General features: G+C 55.2%; 5 protein-coding genes. 4 read left to right on the top strand and 1 reads right to left on the bottom strand.

The window, feature by feature from the left end:
• From AC0L3E_RS34275 to AC0L3E_RS34290, 4 genes are all read left to right on the top strand, one after another.
• Positions 1-204: hypothetical protein (locus AC0L3E_RS34275; protein ID WP_473606865.1), on the top strand; the 204-nt coding region annotated here is incomplete at its 5' end.
• Positions 205-1560 carry an NAD(P)/FAD-dependent oxidoreductase gene (locus tag AC0L3E_RS34280; protein ID WP_473606866.1) on the top strand — a complete coding sequence of 452 codons (1356 nt, stop codon included), beginning with the start codon at positions 205-207 and terminating at the stop codon, positions 1558-1560.
• 543 nt (positions 1561-2103) lie between these two features.
• Complete coding sequence (locus AC0L3E_RS34285) at positions 2104-3756, top strand: ABC transporter substrate-binding protein (RefSeq protein ID WP_473606867.1); 1653 nt, start codon at positions 2104-2106, stop codon at positions 3754-3756.
• 297 nt (positions 3757-4053) lie between these two features.
• Positions 4054-5940, top strand: a complete 1887-nt coding sequence (locus tag AC0L3E_RS34290) for an MBL fold metallo-hydrolase (protein WP_473606868.1) — start codon at positions 4054-4056, stop codon at positions 5938-5940.
• Positions 5941-6250: 310 nt separating this feature from the next.
• Here AC0L3E_RS34290 and AC0L3E_RS34295 read toward each other — a convergent pair.
• A partial coding sequence (locus AC0L3E_RS34295) for an aminotransferase class III-fold pyridoxal phosphate-dependent enzyme (RefSeq protein ID WP_473606870.1) occupies positions 6251-6588 on the bottom strand: 338 nt, incomplete at its 5' end.

Here is a 6588-nt window from a genome sequence, read left to right on the forward strand (position 1 = left end):
CTCTTGAAACTCAAGGTGCGGGCAGCCGCTTCAAAAACAAACAGCGAATGGGTGGAAGGCACGAGACCGCGAAGCTTGGACATGAAGCAGGTCTATATCAAGCGCGATCTTTTCCGTCTACGCGCCCTAGGAGGGGTGGTCTATTGGATATGGTGCCACCGCCCAAGCCAACCACCTGTTACTCACACATTCAGCGAGCCTTAAGTGAATTCATTCAACAGAGCCGTCACCGGAAAGCGGATCGTCGTTGAACCCCCTCATCCCGAACCAACCATGTCTGGCTGGTACACCACGTCTGGGCCAGAGCTGCCGCTGTTACAGCAAACAGGCGACGTCAACTGCGACTGCCTCGTGATCGGTGGAGGCTGGATGGGATTGCATGCGGCCCGCCGATACGCAGAACTCCGTCCTGATTCGTCCGTTATCCTTGTGGACGCCGACCGCATTGGAAACAATGCGTCCGGGCGCTGCATGGGCTTCGTCATCGACCTTGCCCACAATCCACGCAAGCAGGATTTCGTGGAGGACATCAAGGGGAACAATGAGGAGCTTTTCGTCAACCTTGAAGGGATCGCCTATATCCGAAGTGCTGTCGAGGAACACGGCATGGATTGCGACTGGGATCCTCAGGGAAAGTATCACAGCGCTGCGACTGCGCACGGCGTCGACGATCTGAGGCGGTTCTCTGAGGCGCTTGACGCACTTGGGCAGCGCTATAGCTGGGTCGACACCGCAGAAATCCAGGCGATCACGGGCAGCAAGCATTACATCAAGGCCTTACACCATCCCGGGACCATTCTCCTCCAACCGGCGAAATATCTTAAAAATGCGACCATGGGCCTGCCGGCCAACGTCACTGTTCACGAGAACACGCCCATTGTGGGTGCGCAGTTCGGCATGCCCAGGCATGTATGCGAGACACCCGCGGGAGCAATCAGGGCCTTGAACGTGATTATTTGCGCGTCGGGCTATCTTACGAGGTTCGGTTTCTTCACGGACCGGGCGATACCGCTTTACACATTTGCCAGCATGACGAGGCAGCTCACCGAGAACGAGCTCTCCCTGGTGGGCAACAAGGCAGCCTACGGCCTGATCCCAGCAAACAGCTTCGGCACGACCGTTCGACGGACGGCCGACAACCGCCTTATCCTTCGCAACGTCTACTCCTATGCCACTGATTTCAAGACGACGCAGCGGGACGTGACAAGGGCCAGGGTGCAGCAGCAGATTGCGTTTGACCGACGCTGGCCCGGGCTTTCGTCGATAGGCTTCGAAAGCAGCTGGGGCGGACTTCTTACGCTTGCGCAAAACGGCGGAATGGTCTTCGGCGAGTTGGACCGCAATGTCTACGGCGCGGCATTCTGCAACGGCACGGGTGTCGCCCGGGGAGCTGCTTTCGGCAAGGCCGTCGCCGAGTTGGCGGCGGGTCGATCGTCGCCCGTGATCGATATCCTGAAAACAAGGGCAAAGCCAAGCAAACCCTATCCCAAGGCAGTCACCGCGTTGGGTGTGCGGGTCATAACAGCGCTCCGTTTCAGACAGGCCGGTGCCGAAGTTTAGCACCAGAAACCGTGGGCCTTAAGGACCAGGCAAACGTAGGCGCTCACAGTTCGAGCTAACTGCATGGTTGGAGCCGCTAACGTAAAGTCTCGCCAATTTGCACGCAGCTGGTAGCAACCGGCGACGAGACGGAATGGTCGCAGTGCGTCTGACATAGTCGGATTATCCGCGGCATTGTAGATGAGTCTACACATACAGTACCGGCATTGCTGGTTCTGCGCTTCACCGTTTCAACCATAAACGTGAGCATAAGATAGATTTATATCGCCGTGCTTCTTTTCATAGTTCAGCGATCACTAATCATCACCTAAGTTTCTATTGGCCTTTTCCGGCAGTCCTAGGAGGGGACATCGTGTCGGCGGCAGCGGATATGGATTCTCAGCATGCCCTCGTGTTCCTCGTTCACAATATTGCTTGAGCAGAAAACGGCTGACCCAAGTTCCCAAACGAGGTCCAGAAATTGCAGAGACCCTCAAAGGAGACCTGAATTCAACTCGGTAGGCTCGCTCCGTCGACATCAACCATAACCCTCTGGAGGTGAAAATGGGCTTTTTCAACAGGATGGGCAAACCTATGCCCAAAATTTTCGACAGGCTCGCCGAAGAGACAAAGACGGGCGGAATGGATCGGCGCGAATTCCTGGCGCTCGCCTCCATCTTTGGTGCCTCGACGGCTGTGGCGTATTCTATGCTTGGAGCCTTTCCGGCGGCGCATGCCGAAGAGACGGGAAAAAAAGGTGGAACATTGCGAATTGCCATGCGCGTCGACGGCGACAAAGATCCTCGAATAAGTGACTACCCGGAAATCGGCAACATTTCTCGTCAATTCCTAGATCCACTGGTCAAATATACCAGCCAAAATACGTTCGAACCTTGGTTGTTGGAGAGCTGGGAAGCCAAGGACGATGCGACAGGCTATGTGCTAAACGTCCGCAAGGGCGTCAAGTGGAACAACGGCGACGATTTTACGGCAGATGACGTGCTATTCAATCTGCGGCGGTGGTGCGAAAAGGACGTGCCCGGAAACTCCATGGCCGCGCGCCTGGCCACGCTGATCGATGAAAAGATAGGCAAGGCGAAAGACGGCGCCATCACAAAGGTCGACCAGCATACGATCAAACTAACGCTGTCGAAGCCTGACATCACAATCATCGCTGGCTTTGCCGATTACCCTGCCTTGGTCGTCCATCGTGATTTCGAAAAGAACGGTTCGAATTTAGTTACGCATCCGGTTGGTACCGGCCCGTTTGAACTGGTGTCATGGGACGTGGGGCAAAAGGCCGTCCTGAAGCGCCGGACAAACGGAACGTGGTGGGGTGGTGAGCCGTACTTGGACGAAGTTCAATTCATTGACTACGGAACTGATACCTCTCTTCTTCAGAGCGCTTTCGAATCCAATGAGATCGACGCCAACTACCAGACCTTCGCGAACAATATCGACGCATGCGACGCACTCGGCCTCGTTAAATCTGAGGCAAAGACGGCGACAACCATCGTATGCCGGACCAAGGTTACCGCCAAGCCGTATGATGATCAGCGAGTTCGCAATGCCCTGCAACTTGCCGTCGATAACGGGACTATCCTGCAAATTGGCTACAATGGCCGCGGCACCGTTGCCGGGAACTACCATGTGGCGCCGATACACCCGGAGTATTATCCGCTTCCGGAAAAGAAGCGAGATGTCCAGGCGGCAAAGCAACTGATGACCGAAGCCGGGCAGATGGACTTCGAGCACGAAATTTTCGGTCCCGACGTCGATTGGCTGAAGGATTCGACCGATGCGATAGCGCAGCAACTCCGCGAGGCTGGCTTCAAGGTGAAGCGGACGGTTCTGCCCAGCAGCACCTTTTATAATGACTGGATGAAATACCCCCTTTCTGCCACGAACTGGAATATGCGGCCGCTTGGCGTTCAGGTCTTGGCGCTCGCCTATCGAAGTGGTGCTGAATGGAATGAATCGTCATGGTCTAACCCGGAATTTGACAAGCTACTGGATCAGGCATTGACGGTGCCGGACCCAGAGAAGCGAAAGGCGCTCATGAAGGATATCGAAACGCTTCTGCAGGATTCCGGCGTCCTTATTCAGCCCTATTGGCTTTCTGTGTTTCATCATTCGACCAAGCAAGTAAAAGGCTACGAGATGCACCCAACGTTCGATGTCGACCTGGCTAAGGTTTGGCTCGATCAAACCGGCTGAGTATTCGCTACCTCACAGAACCGGGCGGCTTGACAAGATGGCAGTGCCGCTCGGGTTCCGAACATCTGCCACCCGACTTGCTGAACCTGAAAAACCAATCGGGCAAGCCCAGCGCCTGAACCTTGCAACGTTTGCGGCTGATAGGCCGATTCAGTCGAGATCTTCTCGTTCCAGCCAGGCCATCGCCGGCCCGATTATGGCGACCGACTTGTTCACTTGGAAAGTCAGGTCGATGACTTGTTTCATTGTAGATCCACATCTTCTCGGATACCGGGTTGCTGACGGGTGCGAAATCGCATGACTTTGATCCAACACTCCAGAAACCTCTGGGAATTTCGCGACACATGCAACGTGTTCATCCTGAAAAGCGGCAGGGATGCCCTGCTAATCGACACGGGCTCAGGTGCCGTTATGCGGAACCTAGCCGACATAGGGGTCGACCCAGTCGACTGGGTGTTGCACACACACCACCATAGAGACCCATGCTGGGGAACGAAAAGCGTTCAGAACGCAGGCGCGAAGGTTGCCGTTCCGGAATTCGAGCGGCACCTGTTCGATAATGTTGAAGCTCACTGGCAGACCAAGGTGATCTACGACAACTACAACAACATGAACACGTTCTTCTCGTTGGCGGAAAACATTTCGATAGATGCCATCTTAGAAGATTATAGTACTTTTGTCTGGAGAGACTACGAGATACGCATCATCCCAGCCAAAGGCCACACTTATGGTATGGTCAGCCTGATCACGCGCGTGGATGGTCAGAAGGTCGCCTTTACCGGAGATCTGATGACCACCGAGGGAAACCTGTATCAGCTGCATGCAATGGAATATGCCTACGGCGATCTCGCCGGCGTCGAGTTCACAATGCAGTCAATTTTGGCTTTAAAGAAGGAGAACGTCTCGATCGCCTACCCTTCTCATGGAGAGGCAATCAGCGAGGTCGGCGCAGATATCGAAAGACTCGAACCGAAGCTGGAAAAGCTGGCGAATATAGGCCGGCTTTTCACTTCCGGATGGAATACAGGTTTCATGGATTGGAAGACCTTACGCGAAAGCAAGCTGGAGAAGATTTCGGATCACCTTCTTTGGGCAGGCCCATACACCTGCTCGAACTTTTACATCGTGCTTAGCGGAAGCGGGCACGCCATGTTGATCGACTACGGATTGTCCTCTCAAGGACACCTGCATTTCGGCAACGATCACAGCGGCATGAAAACTCTGCGCTTCGTCGAACATCATATCGACCAACTGCGAGATGATTTTGGAGTGCAGCAGATCGAGCTCGCGATTCCCACCCACATTCATGACGACCATATCTGCGGGATCCCGTTTCTTCAGCGAAAATTCGGCACGGAATGCTGGGCTCTCGACTGCGTCGCCGAAGTTATAGCGAACCCATCTGCATGGGCGGGCACGCCATGTTGCTTTCAAAAGCCCATAGAAGTGAAGAAAGTACTACGCGACGGCGAGGCGTTCCACTGGAGAGGGTTTGACTTCCAGATTCACTACGCACCTGGTCAGACCGAATTCCACTCGATGATTTCGGGTCAGATTGACGGAAGGCGGGTGCTCTTTAGCGGTGACAATGTGGCTCTCTGTAATCCGGGCGCTGGAGGGATCGATCGCGAGATTCCGGTCCAGCTAACGGTAATGCGCAACAGCTTCCAATTGGAAACGCATCGTCGTTGCGCAACCGTCTTTCAGGCGACGAAGCCAGATTTTCTATGTCCTGGTCACGGGCCGCTGATTGAGATGGATCCGTCCCGAATTGCGGAATACACGGATTATATAGAGCGGAAGGAGGCAGCTTTCCGCGGCGTCGTAAGCGAGCCCGCAGACCATTTCATCGACCTTTTTTGGGCGCGAATGCTGCCATACATTTTAGAAACAAGCCCGGACAGCGAAGTCACATACACCGTCAGGATCCGTAATAACCTGAACCGCTCCGCCGTCTTCGCAGCTCGTCTAATACCCGGCTTTGGTTGGCGGCCGCACGCCGAAGTGCAAAGCATCACGCTTGCACCGGCAGAGCAAGGCGACATATTCCTACGGGCGACCGCACCTTCTCGCACAGATTCGACACGCAGGGCGGTGCTTGCTGAGGTCTTTATTGACGGCGTGTCGCAGGGGCCCGTCTGTGAAGCACTTGTCTCAACTTCCGACACCCTCCGATCTCTGTGAGTCCGCTTTATTACCTTCCTTTTCGAAGGGTGTGGCGTAATCAGTCGTTCCACCGCGACAGTCAAGTCAAGTCAAACAGCAGCGAAACTGAAATGGGCCGATAACATCCGAGGCGAGCGCCGAGGTGTTATCGACCCATTACATTTAGCCGTCAACGTTCGAACCTAAACGTCCTGAAAACCTCAAGATGGCGGCAGGGCTGGCTCAGCCCGACTCAGAGTCGCTGAGCGCGGTGGTTTGCGTGAACCTCGGAATTCACTTGCAGTGCAAGTCTCTGAAGGATCTGCAAAATTCATGAGGTTTACCCTGCTTAAGCAACTGCCTTTGCGGGCGCAAGCTCGCTCTCGAGCGCGGCGTCGATGGATTCGTCGATGATGGCCAGGGCTTCGTCGACCAGTGCATCCGTCAGGACCAGCGGGACAAGGAAGCGGATGACGTTGAAGTGTCGGCCGGCCGATGCCAGCAACAAGCCGCGGTTGGCTGCCTCCTTGATGACCTTGGCGGTGAGCGCGCGCGCCGGCTTGCGGGCTTCTCCATCTTCAACCAGCTCGGCGCCGATCATCGAGCCCAACCCACGGATGTCGCCAATCACCGTGCGGTTTCGCTTCTTTTGAATCCGCTGCAGGCCAGCCGTAAGGCGCTCGCCGA

It is taken from the genome of Mesorhizobium sp. WSM4822, from assembly GCF_055811155.1.

Bases quoted from the DNA above. Each gene is read 5' to 3' on its own strand.
- AC0L3E_RS34285 (WP_473606867.1), top strand. From the start codon at position 2,104: ATGGGCTTTTTCAACAGGATGGGCAAACCTATGCCCAAAATTTTCGAC.
- AC0L3E_RS34290 (WP_473606868.1), top strand. From the start codon at position 4,054: ATGACTTTGATCCAACACTCCAGAAACCTCTGGGAATTTCGCGACACA.